Below are 14,330 nucleotides of genomic sequence, written 5' to 3'. Positions count from 1 at the left end.
ATTAAATTAAAGAGTTTCAAGTTTCAGGTTTTCTTTGTTTCAAGTTTTTTCTAAACAAAGTGTTAACGGGAATAATTTGGAAATATAAAAAAGTTTCAGGTTTAAAGTTTCAAGTTGATGCAGATTGCGTAAGTTCTAGAACTTGATACGAGGCTGAAAGCCGAACTGGCGAAGCAAACTTGAAACCTAAAACAAAAATAACAAAACAGATGACGATTAACTGCAAAGGCGAACTTATAGATTTATCGATTCCTAAAGTAATGGGTATTTTGAATGTTACGCCAAATTCTTTCTTTGATGGAGGAAAATATAAAAACGAAGACCAAATAATTTCTCAGGTAGATAAAATGCTTTCTGAAGGAGCATCATTTATTGATATTGGTGCATACTCAAGTAAACCGAGTGCCGAATTTGTTTCTGAACAAGAAGAAATCGACCGAATTATTCCTGTCATAGAATTGATTTTAAAGCATTTTCCGAAAGCTTTATTGTCAATCGATACATTTAGAGCGGAAGTTGCCAAAGCAAGTATAGAAAGCGGTGCAGCAATTATAAACGATATTGCAGCGGGAGAATTAGATGATAAAATGTTTGATGTTATTGCAAAATACAACGTTCCCTACATTATGATGCACATGCGTGGTAATCCGCAGACTATGCAGAGTTTGACGCAGTATGATGACATTGTAAAAGAGATGCTTTTTTATTTTTCTGAAAAAGTAAAAAAGGCAAGAGCTTTAGGAATCAACGATTTGATTCTCGATCCAGGATTTGGTTTCGCCAAAACAACCGATCAGAATTATGAAGTCATGCAGAAAATGGAACTTTTTAATCTTTTAGAATTACCTGTTTTAGCTGGTATTTCCAGAAAATCAATGATTTATAAAACTCTCGATATTACACCACAGGAAGCTTTAAATGGAACTACGTTTTTAAATACGATTGCTTTGACAAAAGGTGCAAAAATTTTAAGAGTTCATGATGTGAAGGAAGCAGTTGAATGCGTTACTTTGTTTAATAAAATGCGTTTTTAAATTATCCTTTTTTTAATTTGATATTAATGAAAAATAAAAAATACTTTGTTTTCTTTATTTGTTTTCTAGTTAATTTAAGCTTTGCCCAAGCACCGCTGCCACCACCGCCGCCAAAGAAAAATACTAAAACTAAAGATTTAATTTACGGAGATCCTTCTTATACAGATAACACGAGAGATAAAAAAAGCACAGCAAAAGCAAAAGAAGTCAAGAACCCTGTTGAAGCATACAAAGAAGAGACTCAAAAAAGTGTTCAAAGTTTTAATGTCTCAATTACTGAATCAACAAATCCAAGTTCAATTTATTATTATAAAAATATAGAAACGCAGCTTCAGAAGTTAGATACAGCAGCCATAACCGCTGCGCAAATAATAAGTTTGACTAAATATAAAATTCATTCCCATTCAATAAATCCTGCGTACTTAGATAGTTTAGCCCGTAAAGTATATAAATTGAATGAAGAGAAAAACTATGATGAAGCAATTATTACTGCTAAAGAAATTCTAAAGCAAAGTCCAAACAATATTACGGGACATAAAGAATTATCTTATGCATACAAGCGTCTTGGAAATGAGGAATTAGCCAATCGTTATTTTGAAATGATGGTAAAAATAATCACTTCAGTATTTCAATATGGAGAAGGAACTAGAAATACTCCTTATATTTTGAATAATTTCTTTGAAGGGTTATCAATTTACGAAGCTAAATTTGGTTGCTTGCCAAGTAAGACGAGATTAATTCTTACCTCAAAAAAAGAGCTTTTGGCAGGTTACGACTGTTATCATATAATGAGATTTGCGAATTTGACGCATTGGTTTCCAATGCTAAAAGAAGGTGATTATAAAGTGGAATAGAACTTAAAGAAAAAAATATTTATGAAATACATTACTATAATTATCGCTCTGTTATTTTTCTCTTGCGGAAAAAAAGAAGATGTTTTACTTCCAAAATCAAATGTTTCAATTGTAAAAGACGTACAAGATCATTCGCCAATTTATATCTTTTTTAAAGTCGAAGGAAAAGATACAATAGCAGATTTAAATAGAAAAAGCGCCATAATTTCAACCAATTGGATTTTTAATATCGACAAACGTCTGCCTTTGAAATTGGTAATGCCGCAGGTTATCAAAATGCAGGAAAAGAAAAGAGCCGACAGCGCCCACAAAAATGAAAATGCCGAAAATTATTATTCTTACGCAGATTCTATTGGGAAGAATTTAGCCTTTCTGCCTTTCACGAAAGTGTTTTATAAAACTAAAAAACCAATGGATGAAGCAGGTTTTATATTTGAATTCAAAAAAGGAAGTGATTTAGTTTTACTTAACAACCATTTTGAAGTTAAAAAAGCTGACGTTCTAAAAGAACTTTATAAAATTGATTTTGCGATTAATCCGAAAATTATTTTCATTTTTGATCAGAACATGAGTTATAAAGAGTATATTGAAAATAAAATTTTAGTTCATGAGTTAGATACTTTCAATGATGAACTTCCAAGTGAATTCATCTTTTAAAACTGAACACTAAAAACAGGAACTGAACACTAAATTTTACTGGTGATGATAAGGTTCATTACGTAAAATCGTAAAACCTCGATATAATTGTTCTATAAAAAATAAACGTACCATTTGATGTGAGAAAGTCATCAGCGAAAGCGAAATTTTTCCCTGAGCTTTGCTGTAAACGGTATCCGAAAATCCATAAGGACCGCCGATAACGAAAACCAAAGTTTTGATTCCGGAATTCATTTTCTTTTGTAATTCTTCAGAAAAACCAACGCTGGAAAAGTTTTTTCCATTTTCATCCAATAAAATCAATTGATCTGTTGGCGAAAGTTTTGCCAGAATCAATTCGCCTTCTTTTTCTTTTTGCTGGCTTTCAGATAAGTTTTTTACGTTTTTGATGTCTGGAATAATTTCCAAATCAAATTTGATATAAAACGACAAACGTTTGGTATAATCGTCAATCAAAGTTTGAAGCGATTTGTTATCTGTTTTGCCTATGGCGATAAGTTTGATATTCATTTAAGTAAGTTTTATTTACCACTAATTACACTAATTAGCACGAATTTTTATTTTTTTGCCACAGATTCACAGATTAATACAGATTACATTGTTTAAATTAAAAAAAAAAAAATCCTTTTAATCTGTGAAATCTGTGGCTAAATAAAACACTATTTTTTATTTTTAAAAACCGTTTCAAAATGCTCTACAATAGGAAACGGTTCGTAATAATGATGTAAAATTTTCTTCCATTCTAAATAGGCGCCAGAATTTCTGAAACCTATTGTATGATCTTCAAGCGCATTCCAGTCGACCAATAAAAGATATTTATTTTCTACTTCAAGACATTTTTCTAATCGATGTCCTTGATAACCATTGATTGATGAAATATATTGGCTTGCTTTTGCAAAATCAGCTTCAAATTGATGGGCCAATTCTGGTTTTACGTAAAGAAATGCGGCTTCTAATATCATAGTTATCCTGTTATTAAACCCGACAGGTTTTTAAAACCTGTCGGGTTTCGTTTAGTTGTTAAACTTAGCTTCAAAAACTTTAAATCTATTATCAAGATCTTTAATCAATTGTTTTTTAACCGATTCATCTTGAATAAAACTGTAATTGATGCTGTTGTAAACGTATTTTTTGATCGTTTCGTAATTCACATCCGGATATCTTTTAGCTAATAAAACATATTGTTCAGTCATATTACTTCTCAAAATTCCCGCGTCGTCTGTACTGATTACAATTGGAACATTAAATTCTTTGTAGAGCGTAAAGGGATGTCTGTTTTCTTTTACTTTTAAAATGAATTCGTTACTCACCAAATTGATTTCGATTGGAATATTATTTTTAGACATATACTTCAGCAAATCGTATGAATTAGCTTCGTAAGCAATATCAACTCCGTGACCAATTCGGTTAGCTCCAGCAATGTAAATCGCGTCGTTAATATGCCAAGTTAGGTCTTCGGGCTGAACTAAACCTAAAGTCAATTCGCCGGCATGAAGTGTGTATTTTACATCAGGAAATTTATCGTGACAGTATTTAAACATGACCATGTGCAGCCAATAATCTTTCATTGAATTTTCGCCATGTTCTGGAGAAACGATATTTACACCCGCAGTCAGTTTACTTTCTTTAGAAGAAATAAAAGCAATAACCAGATTTTTGAATAAATCAACCGGTTCCATAAAACGCAGCACAAAGTTTTGATAACGCATTGTAAAGCGTTCATCGTCCATTTTTAAATCTTTGTGAAGTTTTGCTATAAAATTATTGTTGAAATCTTCCGCATATTTTTTAGCCTCTTTTTTCTGAAGTGATTTATACAATTCGTCTAAAAGTTTTAAAACGGCGCTTTCATCTTTTTGAGTTGCTGCCTGACGTAATTTTGTATTGAAATCACTTAAATCGGAAACATTCATATCACACGGAATTGTAGATAATTGGGTTTCGATATATGTAACATTTTCGGCAATGGCGCGCTTTTTTAACTCGAGCATTCCTTCTGCAAAATGCCCCTTGATAGTTGGCTCAAATTTTTGAAAAGAATCAAAAAATTGATCATCAGAAGGAACAGAACCGTTATAATCCTTAACAGACCAAGTCTGCATAACTTGCTGTTCGTAATAATCTAGTTTTCCTTTTTGTTTAAGGGATGAAAAGCTTTCCCAGTTTCCTTTTTCAGGTTTGGTTTTCGAAACCGCCATAGTTTCTAAATTCAAATAAAAATCTTCTGCAATAGCTCTTTCTAAAAGCGGTTCTGCATAAACGGATCCGGAAAAATGGTGGTGTAAATCGCCTCCTTTAGGCATTTGTTGAAAAAAAGCTGTTAAGAGAGCTTCATTATTTCTGATTTTTTCTAAATAACTTTCAGCCGATTGAGAAAAGCCGATTTGTGCTATAAAAATACAGAAAAGCGTAATTATCCTTGTCATACTCTAAGTTTAAATTACATGCAAATATACGAGTTTTCGGAGAGATTTGAAAATTGAATTTCTTTACGTTGATTTTAACCGCAAAGAGCGCAAGGTTTTTTTTATCTTTAACATAATACAAACGCAAAAGTTCGCAAAGCTTTGTCAAAAAAACTTTGCGAACTTTGCATAATTCTTTGCGAGCTTTGCGGTTAAAAAAACTTAGTCCCTTAGCAACTCAGAATCTTTAAGAAAGCACATCACGTATTTCCTCAACCTTATCAAAAACACTTTTTGCAAAAGGGCAAAGCGGAATAATTTTTACATTGTTAGCTCTTGCGTAATCTACCGAGGCCAAAACCAATTTTTTACCAACCCCTTTTCCGTTAAAATCGGGACTTACTTCGGTATGGTCAATTATAAATTTTGAATCTCCAGCCCAAGTATAGGTCATTTTTCCAGCTTCTTTTCCGTTTTCTACAGCTTCAAAATAGCCTTTTTTAGTATCGTTTATTTGTTGAATTTCCATGATAATTATATTAGTGTGGTTTTAATTTCTATTGAATGTGTCAATGTTTTATGAATCGGGCAGCTGTTAGCAATCGTTTCTAAACGCTGTCTTTGCGTTTCGTCAACTTCACCGATTACTTCGATTTTTCGCGTAAATACCGATACACTTCGCTCAGAATCTCTGTCAAAATCAATTTTGACATTTATTTCGTCGACGTTCCATTGTTTACGATTGATGTACATTCTTAATGTGATTACAGTACATGAAGCCAATGAAGCTGCTAAAAGCTCGGTCGGATTTAAACCTAAATTTTTTCCGCCCAATTCCTGTGGTTCATCCGAAATTAGAATGTTGTCACTGGCTGATTTTATTTCCGTTCGATACAAACGTGTATCTATTTTTGCTGAGATTGTATCCATATTTATTTAATTCTTGGTTGAGGTAATGGAACAAATTCAGTTTCGCCTGGAACTTTTGGGAAAGTTTGTTCTGTCCAGTCTTTTTTAGCTTTTTCGATTAATTCTTTATCCGACGAAACAAAATTCCAAAAGATAAAATGTTCTTCAGGAAACGGCTGTCCTCCAAAAATATAAACCGTAGAATTTTCGGCAATTTCAAACTCACAAAGCGTGCTGTCGTTTGTAATTAAAATTTGTTTTGGATCGTAAACGTGTTCTCCGCTTTTGATACTTCCTTCTAAAATATACAAACCGCTTTCGCCGAATAAATGGCTTCCAATATTGATTTTCTTAGCTTCTTTGCTTTTAATCTCAATAAAATATAACGGACTGTAAACAGGAACAGGCGATTTTTTACCAAATGCTTCGCCGGCAATTAATTTATATGAAACACCATCTTCTTCCCAAGCCGGAATATCATCCGCTTCAACATGCGTAAAATTCGGATCCATTTGCTCCAATTCTTTTGGAAGCGCCACCCAAATCTGCAATCCGTGAAGCATTTTGTCTGAATGTCTTAAATATTCAGGAGTTCTTTCAGAGTGAACAATTCCTTTTCCGGCTGTCATCCAGTTTACGGCGCCGGGTTTTATTTCTAATTCTGTTCCTAAACTATCGCGGTGCATAATGCTTCCTTCAAACAAAAAAGTAAGAGTTGAAAGTCCAATATGCGGATGTGGCGGAACATCCATATTTTCATGATCACTTAAATGTGCAGGTCCCATATGATCGATAAAGACAAATGGTCCAACAGCTCTTTTTTCACGGAAAGGCAATAAACGGCCTACCATAAAGTTGCCAATATTGGCAGCACGTTCTTCGATAATTAAACTGATATTTGACATGTGGTATTTTGATTTGATTTGAAAACAAAATTACGGCAATAGTAATTGTCTGTAACTTAATTTAGATTAAGAAACTTATTTTGATTTTTTTTTGAATTATAAAAGTAAGGAAAAACCTGATTTAATGGCTGTTATTTAATTCTTGTTGTTTTTAACAATGAATCGATTTTTGGCCTCCAATATTTTATTTCTTCCTGCAGTTTTGAATCTTCATTAAACATTTGGTTTTCAGTTTCTAATAATTGATTGTATTCATTATTGAAAATTATTTGAATATCCTTAAACTCTTTGGTATCATCATTTCTGATTTGATCTATCTTTAAGTTAGTTCTTCGTGCGTAGTATTCATATAAATCAAATATAATCATTTGCAGTTTTTTTTGCTCAGGCTTGACATTAATAGTATCTCTTATCCAAGATTGTTTTTTTATTAAAAAAAGCTACTGCATGAGCGTCTTGAAGATCATTTGCTTTAAGATACATTCCATGATAATAATGAACGTTATATCCATCATCAACATTTGGGCTTCCTTCAAAATCTTTATAGTTTATTTTTACATTAGGAGCCCACTTAATGATATGCCTTGAGTTCATGTATTCCATTAAATCGTACTTATAGGACCTATAAAGTACAAAGGTTACAATTATTAGGATTGAAATTATTATTATCTTTTTTTTCATTTTCAATTTAATTATTGATTAAAGAGTAAGCTCAAATTCTAAAACTTCACTCTCAGTTCCGTTTATAATGATCGACAACTGATGCGCTCCTGTATGAAAAACTCTCGTTGTGATCAATTTAAAAGATTGGTTTCTTTCAATCTTAGTTAATTGATTGGGTTGATAAACTTTCTCACTGATTTTAAAAACTTTTTTTGCCAAATGTCCTTTTGCTTTTTTATAATGAACAGCATATTCTAAACGAATCGTTTTTGGTTCTTCATTTTTATTATTTAGGTGAAAATGAAACTGAAGATAATCACCAATCTTTACAATTGGAGTTTTAATTTCAAACAAAGAAAGCTCGATATTGGTGCTTTCTAAACCATAATGACTTAAAATTTCAGGATGACCTTGTTTTAATAAAGTTCGGCAGCCGTGTTTGATAATTCCGTCTGTTTCTTTGCTGTGTCCTTTCCATTTATTGGCGATTTCTAACACAATTTGCGAATTATCTTTTGCAATATCATTTAAGTTATTGGCAACGCTTCTGCGGACATATTCTGAAGGATCATTTTTTAAATTTTCCAAAATAGGCAGAATAGAGGAAGGATCTTTTTTAAGAAACGGAATGGCCATTGCCCACGGTAATCTCGGGCGTGAACCTTCACTGGCTAATCTTCTCACATGATGATTTTCGTGCAAAGACCATTTTGTCATCTCGGCGATCATTTGTTCTTTATATTTTAAAATAAAAGGACGAACGGCAAATTCACAGCTTATAAACTGCGTTATAGATATAAAGGCTTTCGCCGAAGTTTTAAAATCGTCTAAACCATACATTTCAATATAATCGGCAAAGAAAATGAAAGCTAAATTACTGTCTGCAAAATTGTTCTTCTTTAAATTTTTAATGATTTTGTCAATTAGAGAAACGGCTTCAGGAAAATTTTGAGGCATAAATTGATGAAATACAACTGTGGTATGTTTCATTCTTTCTTTCCATTCTTTTTGAGCAAAATCACCTTCGTAAATTGTTTCAATAAATTTTTGTTTGTTGAATGCCGGATGTACTTCGGCAGCAGCCTGACTGAATTTTTCGTAAAAAGAAACGGAGTAAATATCTTTAATTAATCCCATAAATTTTGCTTGATTGAACCCCAAAGATATTTAATGTTTTTAATTGTTGACGTACATTTTGATTGGAAAAATTATTAGTCACAGATTACACAGATTAGCACATATTTTTTTGAAATCATTTTAATCCTTTTAATCTGCGGCTAAATATAAATTTAAGGTGATAAGAAACTTTTAGCAGAAAGGAAACTTTTAAATCCATAAAATAAGTCCTAATTTAGCATATTATTAAAAATAGAAAAATGATAAGCGAAGCTCAATTTCAAGCAGAATTACAACTTTTGATAAGTAATGCCATCAGAGAAGATGTTGGTACAGGTGATTACAGTTCTCTAGCCTGTATTCCTGACACTGCTCATGGTCAGGCAAAATTATTAGTAAAAGATCAGGGAATAATTGCCGGTGTTGAAGCTGCCAAAATGATATTTGAACATGTTGATCCTAAATTAAAAGTAAAAACTTTTATTGAAGACGGTACGCATGTAGAATATGGAGAAGTTGTTTTTGAAGTTTCGGGAAGTTCGCAATCTATCTTAAAGGCCGAAAGAGTTGTCTTAAACACTATGCAGCGTATGTCTGCTATTGCAACCAAAACAAATCAATACGTTGAACTTTTGGAAGGAACCGGTGCTAAGATTTTAGATACTCGTAAAACAACTCCAAACTTTAGAGCAGCCGAAAAATGGGCCGTAAAAATAGGAGGAGGCGAAAATCACCGTTTTGCACTTTATGATATGGTGATGCTTAAAGACAATCATATCGATTTTGCAGGCGGAATTACACGCGCGATTTCTAAAACAAAAGAATATTTAAAAGAGAATAACCTGGATTTAAAAATCATCGTTGAGGCTCGTAACCTTGATGAGATTAGAGAAATTTTGCTGAGTGACGGAGTTCACAGAATCCTGATTGACAATTTCAATTACGAAGATACAAAAACGGCAGTAAATTTAATTGGTACAAAATGCCAGACAGAATCTTCAGGAAATATTAATGAAAAAACGATCCGCGAATATGCTCTTTGTGGTGTAAATTATATTTCATCTGGTGCTTTAACGCATTCTATTTACAACATGGATTTGAGCTTGAAAGCTTTTTAGTAAAGTTAAAAATTTTGAGTTATAAGTTATGAGTTAGGTTTTCAATCTAAAATCAAAACTCTAAAATCTAAAATCAAAAATATGTCGAAAGAGATAGAAGACCGGATTGAGAAATTGCCCGTAATACGCAATCTGGCCCGGCTTTTAAAAAAGATAAAACTCCCTTGGTTAGAGGGATTTTCTTTGTATGATTTACTTGAAATGTACACTTTAGGAATTCTTGAAGGTGCATTTTCCTACCATGCAAGTGCCGTTTCTTTTAGCTTTTTTATGGCTTTGTTTCCTTTTGCTTTATTTATCTTAAACTTAATTCCGTTTATTCCAATAGATAATTTTCAGGAAGATTTTCTGCAGTTTGTACAGCAAAGCGTTCCACCAAATACTTATGATGCAATTAGTAAAATTATCAGCGATATTTTAAATAATAGTCACTCTGGGTTATTATCGTCGGGATTTTTGCTTTCTATTTTTTTAATGGCAAATGGTGTTAACGGAATCTTGAGCGGTTTCGAATCATCTAAACACGTTTTTGACAAGCGAGGTTTTTTTAGGCAGTATTTAGTAGCACTTGCCATTTCACTTACTATGACCGTAATATTGTTTGTAACAGTAGCTACAATTGTTGTTTTTGAGGTTTTTATTCAAAAAACAATTATTCAGGATGTATTAAGCGATCGTATTCCGCTAATTATTTTAGGACGATATTTATTCGTTGTTCTGATGATTCTGATAACATCTTCAATATTATTACGTTATGGTACAAAACAGTACAATAAAGTGCCTTTTATAAGCATAGGTTCTGTTTTTACCACGATCTTAATTGTTATATCTTCGTTCTTTTTTGGGATTTGGGTTATAAAATTCTCAAAATATAACGAACTTTATGGATCAATTGGAACATTATTAATTCTAATGTTTTATATTTGGATAAACTGTATGATTCTGCTTTTAGGGTTCGAATTGAATGCTTCTATCAGAAAATTAAAACAAAAAAAAGAAAAATAATATGAAAAATTTGATGCTGACTATCGGAGTGTTCTTCTTTGCCCTGACCATGCAAAGCCAAGGTGTAATTGGAAAATGGAAAACAATTGATGATGAAACTGGCGAGGCTAAATCTGTAGTAGAGATTTACGAAAAGTCGGGTAAAATATATGGCAAGGTTGTAGAAATCCTTCGTGAGAGTCATAAAAAAGACCTTTGTACTAAATGCGACGGTGCAGATAAAAACAAACCTATTTTAGGAATGGTTATTATAAACGGATTAAAAAAAGATGGATCAGAATATAATGGAGGAACAATTTTGGACCCTACAAGTGGTAAAAAATACAAATGCTATATTTCATTAGAATCTGCAGATAAATTAAAACTTCGTGGTTATGTGGGCATCTCAATTATGGGAAGAACGCAATACTGGGCTAGAGTGAAAAATTAATTCAAAAGATTACATGCGAAAATTAGCTTCGATAATTTTATTCTTATTCACAGCTTTAAATAGTTTTGGACAATCTAAGAATTCGCCATTACAAATAAGTCATCTTACGGGTGACTTTTATGTTTATAAAACGTTTCATGATTACAAAGGAGCGTTAATATCGGCTAATGCAATGTATCTGGTTACAGATAAAGGTGTTGTTCTGTTTGATGCTCCGTGGGATCAAACACAATTTCAGCCATTATTAGATACTATAAAAGCAAAACATCATAAAGATGTTATTATGCTTTTTGCAACACATTCTCATGATGATCGTGCAGGAGGTTTAGATTTTTACAGAAAAAAAGGAATCAAAACGTATACAATTAAGCTAACGGATGATATTCTGAAAAAGAATAAAGAAAAAAGAGCCGAATTTATAATTCCAAATGATACGACTTTCACTCTGGGCAAGCATACTTTTGAAGTATTTTATCCAGGAAAAGGACACGCACCAGATAATATTGTGGCTTGGTTTGGTAAAGAAAAAGTTCTTTATGGAGGTTGTTTTGTAAAAAGTGCCGATGCTGTAGATCTTGGTTATTTGGGAGATTCTGATGTAAAAGAATGGAAAAAGTCAATCAAAAAAGTACAAACAAAATTTAAGAATCCCGTTTATATTATTCCAGGTCATGATGATTGGAAGAATATAGAATCTTTAAATCATACTTTGAAACTGGTTGATGAATATTTGGCTCAAAAATCTACAGGAAAAAAGTAACTTTGCAATCCCATTATATACTACATGTTTTTTATCGAAGTTATTTTACCGCTTTCCTTAGCTAAAACCTTTACATATCGTGTTTCTGAGGCCGAGTTCCATTTTATTAAAAAAGGAATGCGCGTGGCGGTGCCTTTTGGTAAAAGCAAAATATATACGGCGCTTGTTTTAGATATACATGAAAATGCTCCGACCTTATATGAAGCCAAAGAAATTCATCAAATTCTAGATGAAAAACCAATTGCAACCGAAATTCAGATCAAGCACTGGCTTTGGGTGGCCAATTATTATATGTGCGGCATTGGCGACGTATATCGCGGTGCTTTCCCAACCGGATTGTTGTTAGAAAGTGAAACTATTGTATCGCATAAACCAGAAGTTGTAGTTAACGATTCTGAACTTTCTGATGATGAGTTTTTAATTTATGAAGCACTTCAGCATCAAAGTTCACTTAAAGTTCAGGAGATTGCTTCGATTTTAAACAGGAAAAATATTCTGCCAATTCTTCAAAAATTAATAGCGAGGGATATTATTGTTTTAGAAGAAGAAATTAAAGAAAGCTACAAACCAAAGCTTGTTAAGTATGTGAAATTACATTCAAAATACGAGACGGATCAAGGTTTAGGGAATTTGTTGGATATTCTTAAAAATGATAAGCAAAGGGAAGTTGTTTTGAATTATTTTCAGATAAGTGCTTCAGAAAAAAAGCCCATTACGGTTAAGAAATTAGTTGAGGTTTCGGGTTCAACTCCCGCTGTCATTAAAACTTTGGTTAAGAATGAAATCTTTGAAGAATATCTTTTACAGCAAGATCGCGTTTCGTTTACGGGAGAAAAATCCGAAAAAGAGTTAAAATTAAGTGAAGCACAGGAAAATGCTTTTTTATCAATAAAAGAAAGTTTTTCTGAGAAAGAAGTCTGCTTGCTTCACGGCGTTACTTCAAGCGGGAAAACAGAAATTTATATTAAATTAATTGAAGAATATCTGCAGACGGGCAGACAGGTTCTATATCTGCTTCCTGAAATTGCACTTACCACACAATTAGTTTCCAGATTACGACTTCACTTTGGAGATAAGGTTGCTGTTTTTCATTCGAAATACAGTAATAATGAAAGAGTTGAGGTTTGGAAACAAACGCTAGAAAATTCAGAAAAAGCTCAAATTGTGATAGGAGCGAGGTCGGCATTGTTTTTACCTTTTAATGATCTTGGTTTATTGATTGTTGATGAAGAACATGAGCAGACTTTTAAACAGACTGATCCTGCGCCAAGATACCATGCGAGGGATGCAGCTATTGTATTGGCTAATTTCCACAATGCTAAAGTGCTTTTAGGATCTGCAACACCAAGTATTGAAACCTATTTTAATACACAAAGTGAAAAATACGGTTTGGTTACACTTACAGAGCGTTATAAAAATGTTCGAATGCCCGAAGTTTTTTTGGTTGATTTGAAAGATAAACATTTCAGAAAGAGAATGACGGGGCATTTTAGTGATGTTTTAATTGAAGAGATTGCAGAAGCTTTGTCTTTGGGTGAACAGGTAATTTTGTTTCAAAACAGACGGGGATATTCGCCTGTAATAGAATGTATCACCTGCGGTCATGTACCGCATTGTCAGCAATGCGATGTGAGTTTGACTTTTCATAAGTTTAAAAATCAATTGCGCTGTCATTATTGCGGATATGCCATTGCAAAGCCGACGCACTGTCACAGCTGTTCCAGTATTGATTTAACAACTAAAGGTTTTGGAACGGAACAAATAGAACAGGAATTGGTATCACTTTTCCCGAAAGCGAAAACGGCAAGAATGGATCAGGATACTACTCGAGGAAAATTCGGTTTTGAAAAGATTATTGATACTTTTAAAAATAGAGAAATTGATATTTTGGTTGGAACCCAAATGCTGGCCAAAGGTTTGGATTTTGATAATGTAAGTTTGGTTGGAATCATGAATGCGGATAATATGCTGCATCATCCTGATTTTAGGGCTTTTGAACGCAGTTTTCAAATGATGACACAAGTTGCGGGAAGAGCAGGAAGATCTGAAAAGCAGGGCAAAGTCGTGATTCAGACTTATAACCCCAATCATAATACAATTCAGCAGGTTACAAACCATAATTATATAGGTATGTACAAGGAGCAATTGTATGATAGGCTGATTTATAAATATCCGCCTTATTTTAGAATTATAAAGCTGACGATTAAGCATCGTGAATTTGAAAAATTAAAAGAAGGTTCAATGTGGCTGTATCAGGTTTTAAGTCAAAACCTGAATATGCCGGTTTTGGGGCCGGAAGAACCTGCGATCAGCAGAATTAGAAATGAGTATATCAGAACGATATTGATTAAGATTCCGCAGAACCTGCATTTAGGAAATACAAAAAAAACTATTCAGAAAATGTTGAATAGTTTCGAGGCAGTTGCTCAATACAGAGCTATAAAAGTGGTTGTAAATGTCGATTTTTATTAAAA

At 32.9% G+C, this 14,330-nt stretch carries 17 protein-coding genes; 8 read left to right on the top strand and 9 right to left on the bottom strand.

Going from position 1 to position 14,330, the window contains the following annotated elements; translation table 11 throughout:
- Positions 1–209 precede the first annotated feature (209 nt).
- The 3 genes from folP to L1276_RS04120 are packed head-to-tail and all read left to right on the top strand — an operon-like array spanning position 210 to position 2,545.
- Positions 210–1,034 carry a dihydropteroate synthase gene (folP, locus tag L1276_RS04130; RefSeq protein ID WP_253785729.1) on the top strand — a complete coding sequence of 275 codons (825 nt, stop codon included), beginning with the start codon at positions 210–212 and terminating at the stop codon, positions 1,032–1,034.
- Positions 1,035–1,060: 26 nt separating this feature from the next.
- Positions 1,061–1,888 (top strand): DUF4919 domain-containing protein, encoded by an 828-nt coding sequence (locus L1276_RS04125; RefSeq protein ID WP_253785727.1) that lies wholly within the window; start codon positions 1,061–1,063, stop codon positions 1,886–1,888.
- A gap of 21 nt (positions 1,889–1,909) precedes the next feature.
- Positions 1,910–2,545: a hypothetical protein gene (locus L1276_RS04120; RefSeq protein WP_253785724.1), complete on the top strand. Its 636-nt coding sequence runs from the start codon at positions 1,910–1,912 to the stop codon at positions 2,543–2,545.
- A 36-nt stretch (positions 2,546–2,581) separates the two neighbouring features.
- On the opposite strand, the gene rlmH is transcribed toward L1276_RS04120, so the two are convergent.
- From rlmH to L1276_RS04075, 9 genes are all read right to left on the bottom strand, one after another.
- A complete protein-coding gene (gene rlmH, locus L1276_RS04115) occupies positions 2,582–3,055 on the bottom strand; it encodes a 23S rRNA (pseudouridine(1915)-N(3))-methyltransferase RlmH (protein WP_253785722.1) in 474 nt (157 codons plus the stop codon).
- Positions 3,056–3,204: 149 nt separating this feature from the next.
- Positions 3,205–3,507 carry an antibiotic biosynthesis monooxygenase gene (locus L1276_RS04110; RefSeq protein WP_253785720.1) on the bottom strand — a complete coding sequence of 101 codons (303 nt, stop codon included), beginning with the start codon at positions 3,505–3,507 and terminating at the stop codon, positions 3,205–3,207.
- A 51-nt stretch (positions 3,508–3,558) separates the two neighbouring features.
- Positions 3,559–4,971 (bottom strand): adenosine deaminase, encoded by a 1,413-nt coding sequence (locus L1276_RS04105; RefSeq protein WP_253785718.1) that lies wholly within the window; start codon positions 4,969–4,971, stop codon positions 3,559–3,561.
- Between the two features lie 226 nt (positions 4,972–5,197).
- Entirely contained in the window at positions 5,198–5,479 is a 282-nt protein-coding gene (locus L1276_RS04100) for a GNAT family N-acetyltransferase (RefSeq protein WP_253785716.1), read from the bottom strand.
- Positions 5,480–5,484: 5 nt separating this feature from the next.
- Positions 5,485–5,880, bottom strand: coding sequence for an OsmC family protein (locus tag L1276_RS04095; RefSeq protein ID WP_253785714.1), 396 nt, complete (start codon positions 5,878–5,880; stop codon positions 5,485–5,487).
- A 2-nt stretch (positions 5,881–5,882) separates the two neighbouring features.
- Positions 5,883–6,764, bottom strand: coding sequence for a pirin family protein (locus L1276_RS04090; protein ID WP_253785713.1), 882 nt, complete (start codon positions 6,762–6,764; stop codon positions 5,883–5,885).
- A gap of 131 nt (positions 6,765–6,895) precedes the next feature.
- The gene (locus tag L1276_RS04085) at positions 6,896–7,132 is read right to left on the bottom strand and encodes a hypothetical protein (protein ID WP_253785711.1); all 237 of its coding nucleotides are present in this window, start codon (positions 7,130–7,132) and stop codon (positions 6,896–6,898) included.
- A gap of 28 nt (positions 7,133–7,160) precedes the next feature.
- Complete coding sequence (locus L1276_RS04080; RefSeq protein ID WP_253785709.1) at positions 7,161–7,367, bottom strand: hypothetical protein; 207 nt, start codon at positions 7,365–7,367, stop codon at positions 7,161–7,163.
- A gap of 96 nt (positions 7,368–7,463) precedes the next feature.
- Positions 7,464–8,564, bottom strand: coding sequence for a DNA alkylation repair protein (locus tag L1276_RS04075; protein WP_253785707.1), 1,101 nt, complete (start codon positions 8,562–8,564; stop codon positions 7,464–7,466).
- A gap of 239 nt (positions 8,565–8,803) precedes the next feature.
- Here L1276_RS04075 and nadC point away from each other — a divergent pair, with 239 nt between their 5' ends.
- From nadC to priA, 5 genes are all read left to right on the top strand, one after another.
- Positions 8,804–9,661 (top strand): carboxylating nicotinate-nucleotide diphosphorylase, encoded by an 858-nt coding sequence (gene nadC / locus L1276_RS04070; protein WP_253785705.1) that lies wholly within the window; start codon positions 8,804–8,806, stop codon positions 9,659–9,661.
- Positions 9,662–9,742: 81 nt separating this feature from the next.
- Entirely contained in the window at positions 9,743–10,666 is a 924-nt protein-coding gene (locus L1276_RS04065) for a YihY/virulence factor BrkB family protein (protein WP_253785703.1), read from the top strand.
- 1 nt (position 10,667) lies between these two features.
- Positions 10,668–11,096, top strand: a complete 429-nt coding sequence (locus L1276_RS04060) for a DUF2147 domain-containing protein (protein ID WP_253785701.1) — start codon at positions 10,668–10,670, stop codon at positions 11,094–11,096.
- Between the two features lie 13 nt (positions 11,097–11,109).
- The gene (gene bla-B1-FLAV, locus L1276_RS04055; RefSeq protein ID WP_253785699.1) at positions 11,110–11,856 is read left to right on the top strand and encodes a subclass B1 metallo-beta-lactamase; all 747 of its coding nucleotides are present in this window, start codon (positions 11,110–11,112) and stop codon (positions 11,854–11,856) included.
- A gap of 24 nt (positions 11,857–11,880) precedes the next feature.
- Positions 11,881–14,328 (top strand): primosomal protein N', encoded by a 2,448-nt coding sequence (priA, locus tag L1276_RS04050; RefSeq protein ID WP_253785697.1) that lies wholly within the window; start codon positions 11,881–11,883, stop codon positions 14,326–14,328.
- Positions 14,329–14,330: the final 2 nt, after the last annotated feature.

The organism is Flavobacterium sp. HSC-32F16, from assembly GCF_024171645.1.
GTDB lineage: Bacteria > Bacteroidota > Bacteroidia > Flavobacteriales > Flavobacteriaceae > Flavobacterium.
The sequence above is the reverse complement of the archived record's forward strand: the minus strand, read 5'-3'. Positions and strand labels throughout refer to the sequence as shown.

Bases quoted from the DNA above. Each gene is read 5' to 3' on its own strand.
- folP (WP_253785729.1), top strand. From the start codon at position 210: ATGACGATTAACTGCAAAGGCGAACTTATAGATTTATCGATTCCTAAA.
- L1276_RS04125 (WP_253785727.1), top strand. From the start codon at position 1,061: ATGAAAAATAAAAAATACTTTGTTTTCTTTATTTGTTTTCTAGTTAAT.
- L1276_RS04120 (WP_253785724.1), top strand. From the start codon at position 1,910: ATGAAATACATTACTATAATTATCGCTCTGTTATTTTTCTCTTGCGGA.
- rlmH (WP_253785722.1), bottom strand. From the start codon at position 3,055: ATGAATATCAAACTTATCGCCATAGGCAAAACAGATAACAAATCGCTT.
- L1276_RS04110 (WP_253785720.1), bottom strand. From the start codon at position 3,507: ATGATATTAGAAGCCGCATTTCTTTACGTAAAACCAGAATTGGCCCAT.
- L1276_RS04105 (WP_253785718.1), bottom strand. From the start codon at position 4,971: ATGACAAGGATAATTACGCTTTTCTGTATTTTTATAGCACAAATCGGC.
- L1276_RS04100 (WP_253785716.1), bottom strand. From the start codon at position 5,479: ATGGAAATTCAACAAATAAACGATACTAAAAAAGGCTATTTTGAAGCT.
- L1276_RS04095 (WP_253785714.1), bottom strand. From the start codon at position 5,880: ATGGATACAATCTCAGCAAAAATAGATACACGTTTGTATCGAACGGAA.
- L1276_RS04090 (WP_253785713.1), bottom strand. From the start codon at position 6,764: ATGTCAAATATCAGTTTAATTATCGAAGAACGTGCTGCCAATATTGGC.
- L1276_RS04085 (WP_253785711.1), bottom strand. From the start codon at position 7,132: ATGATTATATTTGATTTATATGAATACTACGCACGAAGAACTAACTTA.
- L1276_RS04080 (WP_253785709.1), bottom strand. From the start codon at position 7,367: ATGGAATACATGAACTCAAGGCATATCATTAAGTGGGCTCCTAATGTA.
- L1276_RS04075 (WP_253785707.1), bottom strand. From the start codon at position 8,564: ATGGGATTAATTAAAGATATTTACTCCGTTTCTTTTTACGAAAAATTC.
- nadC (WP_253785705.1), top strand. From the start codon at position 8,804: ATGATAAGCGAAGCTCAATTTCAAGCAGAATTACAACTTTTGATAAGT.
- L1276_RS04065 (WP_253785703.1), top strand. From the start codon at position 9,743: ATGTCGAAAGAGATAGAAGACCGGATTGAGAAATTGCCCGTAATACGC.
- L1276_RS04060 (WP_253785701.1), top strand. From the start codon at position 10,668: ATGAAAAATTTGATGCTGACTATCGGAGTGTTCTTCTTTGCCCTGACC.
- bla-B1-FLAV (WP_253785699.1), top strand. From the start codon at position 11,110: ATGCGAAAATTAGCTTCGATAATTTTATTCTTATTCACAGCTTTAAAT.
- priA (WP_253785697.1), top strand. From the start codon at position 11,881: ATGTTTTTTATCGAAGTTATTTTACCGCTTTCCTTAGCTAAAACCTTT.